The following is a 3,766-nucleotide window of genomic DNA, read 5'->3' as shown; positions in this document are numbered from 1 at the left end:
CGAGGCCGCGGCGGTCGATGCCGACGCCCGCTATCGACGTGCCGATGTCGTGTGGCGTGGTCAGCCAAATGCCGCCGGTCAGCTCGGCGAAGTGGTTTGGGGTCCAAAAGGTTGTGGGCTCGCTTGGCTTACCAGTCATCTGCGGTGGGCTTTGTCCTCTTCGAAGCGTCGGGCAACTCTATTGCACTGGAGGTTGCTGCGTCGGTGTTACCGCGCTGGCCTTATTGCACTGGCGTGACGAAACCGTCGGGCTTCAGCGCCAGCACCGAGGTCTGGGCGCCTTGGAGCAGGTCCTCGGCCGTGGTGCCGATGAAGAGGCCCGGCTCGCGTGGGCGGCTGAGCGTGGCGAGCACGATCAGATCGCTGTCCAATGCCTCGGCCTTGGCCAGCACCTGTGACGCCGGCTCGCCGCGCAAGAGATGCAGGTTATCGTCGGCGAGGTGTGCGCGGTAGCCATTGGCGATGTCCTTTAGCGCCTCGGCGTGACGCTGCTCCAGGTGCGCGATCGCATCGCTGAGGTGCGCGTCGGATGCCGCCCGGGTGCGCTCGGGCGAGAGCTCGCCGAAGCGGGGCTGGAACGCATGGGCAACATCGAGTCGTGCGTCATCCTGCTCCTTGACGGCGACCGCACTGTCGAGGATACGGTGGATGAGCCCCGTCGTGTCGGGCTGCATGGCGTCGACGCTGGCGAGGATACGTCGGCAGCGTGGCACGGTCTCCGTTGTCTCGGGTTGCGCTGGCTCGCGGTCAATCCAGACCGGGCACGGACATTTGCGCAGCAGGTGCATGTCGGTGCTCGCAAACAGGTTGCGTCCGGGACGGGCACGTGCCGGTTTCAGCACCAGATCGTGGCCGTCGCGCAGCACGGCCTGTATCACCTCGATGAACGGTGTCCCGATCGTTACGCGCAAGCGCGGTGGTTGCGAGCGCACCGCGTCTTCGGCCAGATGGGTCAGTGCCGCATAGCGCTGCTCGCTCTGCTGGACATCATCGCCGAGCCCAAAGCGCTTGACCAGGTCTGCGTTGAAGCCCGACTCGATGGTGACGTCCATCAAGGTCAGGCGTGCGCGATGACGCTCGGCCAAGGCGACCGCGCGCCGAAAGGCGCTGGTTGGCCCGAACTCGCCATCAGCAAAGTAAAGAATGTGCTCGAGTCTGTGCATAGGTGCCTCCTGGTCTCGCCTCTCGGTCTCATTCCCCAGTCTCATCCCGCGGTCTCATCCCGCGGTCTTGCCGACCGTGGCAGCCCGCATGCGCGGGCTGGTATCGCTCCAGCCTGGGCTCCCGGCTCCCAGTCTCGACTCCCAGTCTGGACTCAGGCGGCAGGCTGCTCGGTGCAGGTCGGTGCCGAGGAGCCGAGCCAGAAGTCCATCCGCTTGTCGAGGAACTCGTCCCAGCGCATGTAGTGTGAGCCGTCGCAGGAGAAATTGAGCGAGACGATCCCGTTCATGATGTTGAGCGAGCCCGAGCGCAGATAGATGTTCTCATCCATCACACGCAGCTCGCGGAACTGGTCGAAGACCGCCTTGACCTGATCGGCCGGGATCGCCGCTTCGTCGGGGTAGGCGCGCTGCGCATAGGCCAGGCAGATCGCCGGATCGCTCAGGTCCTCGTAGTCGAGCACCCGGAAATGGTAGGGGTCATCCAGCAGCCAGAGTGTCGCGCGCGAGCTCGAGAAATGCAGCTTGCCGTGGAAGACGCCGTGCGAGCGGATCAGCTCGGCGATCAGGTCCAGGATCTCGTCGATGCGCCCGTCCATCAGGCTGTCGACACGCTGCTGGTAGAACAGAGCGCCGCGAATCGCCGGATCGCCCTTGAGCTGCATCCATCGGTCGGATTGCCGGCAGAGCTCACGGGTCAGGGGCAGGTCGCGCAGGTCGAAGTCGGCGCCGAGGTAGCCGAGCAGCCTGCCGTCGTCGTGCGTAAGTCGCTGCACCGCGGTCAGTGACGGGCGCCGGTTGTTCCGGCTCAGATAGGCAGACGACAGCGAGAAGGCGGCGCCGGCGATGGCATCGGCCATGTAGGGGCGCGCCGCGCGGTCGCGGCCAAAGTGCTCCGGCAGCAGACCGCCGGGCGAGACATTGGCGGTGATCTGCCGGGCCTCCTGATCGAGTAGGTAGAGATACTTGCAGTACGGCAGCCTCTCCATCGCCGCGCCTAAAGACTGCTCCAATGCCGTTTGATCCCCCCATGCCTCGCGGCAGTCGGGCTCGAGCCGGGACAGGGCGTCCGATAGCCGCGCGTGCAGGAGCATGCGCTGGCGGGCAATGGCGGTTTGTAGGGCCTCGCTCATGATCTTGCTCCTATTAGTGAGATAGACATCCGCAACGATGTACTCGGAATCGAGCTGGGTCCGCGTTGGCCGTCCCTGGCCTCCAAGGGTTCAGGTCGACGTCATATCAGTGCGTCGGCACCGGCTGCCAGCCCTGTGCTGGGATGCGCTGCTGGATACCGCCCTCGTCGTCCATCCGGAACAGGTGCATCCATCCATTGTCAAGCATCTCGCGCACCAGCTGGTGCTTAGCGATGATGTCATCGATCGGGGCCTGCGGTGCCTGCAGGTAGACGCTCAGGCGCATCGGCTCGTGGACCCAGCGCTTGCCGTCGTGCAATGACTGCATCGGCAGGCCGACGCGCAGGTCGCCCGCGTTGCCTTCGAGCACGCCGATCGCGCCGCCAACGACGTTGTGCAGCACCTTGTTGCCGCTGCCGAAACGCCGGTTGTCGGTGGTCGATCCGTAGTACTGCAGGTTGATCCAGGCCGCAACCACCATCGGCGCGGTCATGATCAGTTCGAGTACGCCGAAGCCGCTGTCGCTGGTCCAGTCGTAGTCGTGCAGGAAGGTCCGACCACCGAGATCGAGCCCGCGGGAGCGCTCGCGCGGGGCGGCGATGAAGGCTGCGCAGCCGGCTAGGCCCCATTCCGGGCGCACCTGCGACCAGTCGCGGCTGCGATGGCGGATGTTGGCGGTGATCGCCTGCCGCGAGCGGTGCTCGAGCCCGAGCAGCGCAGAGCGCGAGAGCCGCGTCAGCTCACCAGCCTGCTGCAGCCAGCTGCGCAGCTGGGCCAGCTCCTCTGCGTACTCGCCCGGCAGCACCCCGGTGTCGTAGAGCCGGATCTCATCGACGCAGGTGTCATGCTGCGCGCCGATGAACCAGGTGTCGTCCGGGACGCGGATGCCACGCTCGGCGACCCCCTGGCGCACCTTGGGGTCATTGAGCAGTGCAGCACCCACCCGTGCACTCGCTTCGCCGGTCATGCCGCCGCAGGCGCCGCAGTCGAGACCGGTCGCGTGCGGGTTGTTGACCACCGTGCTGCCGTGGCCGACCAGGAGCACCAGGCGGGCGAAGTTGTCGGTCATCGACATCGCGCGCAGGATGCCCTCGGCCAGGTCGACGCGCTCGGCCTCCGGGATGCCGATGGCTGGGCCCTGTGCGTGATGCTGCATCAAGCCGTGATCCGAGCCGTGTCCGGAGCAGGCGCCGTGATTGGGCACGTCCAGGCTCGGGCCGACACGTTTCTCCTGCGGCTCGTCCAGATGCAGATCGTCGGGCGCTGCGACCGGTCGGCCCCAGCCGAAGCTGTCGGCGATGATCTTCGGCGCATAGAGCAGCAGACCCGCGGCCTCGACGAAGCTGAAGCAGCTGGAGGCGCCCATCTTGAAGGCCTTCCAGGACTTGAGGATGCCAGTGCGGCGGCGCTGAGTGGCAAGTGCTTCTTCCTCCTCATTTGCGTCGGCACCCTGGCCATTCTCATTGAGCAGGG

General features: G+C 66.1%; 3 protein-coding genes. All 3 read right to left on the bottom strand.

What is annotated here, in order from left to right:
* Positions 1–221: 221 nt before the first annotated feature.
* A complete protein-coding gene (locus ACY693_RS16535) occupies positions 222–1,163 on the bottom strand; it encodes a universal stress protein (protein WP_462322910.1) in 942 nt (313 codons plus the stop codon).
* Between the two features lie 152 nt (positions 1,164–1,315).
* Positions 1,316–2,293, bottom strand: a complete 978-nt coding sequence (locus ACY693_RS16530; RefSeq protein WP_462322909.1) for a PDC sensor domain-containing protein — start codon at positions 2,291–2,293, stop codon at positions 1,316–1,318.
* A 106-nt stretch (positions 2,294–2,399) separates the two neighbouring features.
* Positions 2,400–3,766: putative inorganic carbon transporter subunit DabA (locus ACY693_RS16525; protein WP_462322908.1), on the bottom strand; the 1,367-nt coding region annotated here is incomplete at its 5' end.

It is taken from the genome of Halochromatium sp. (genome assembly GCF_054919635.1).
Note: the sequence above shows the minus strand (reverse complement) of the source record. Positions and strands in the feature narration are given on the sequence as shown.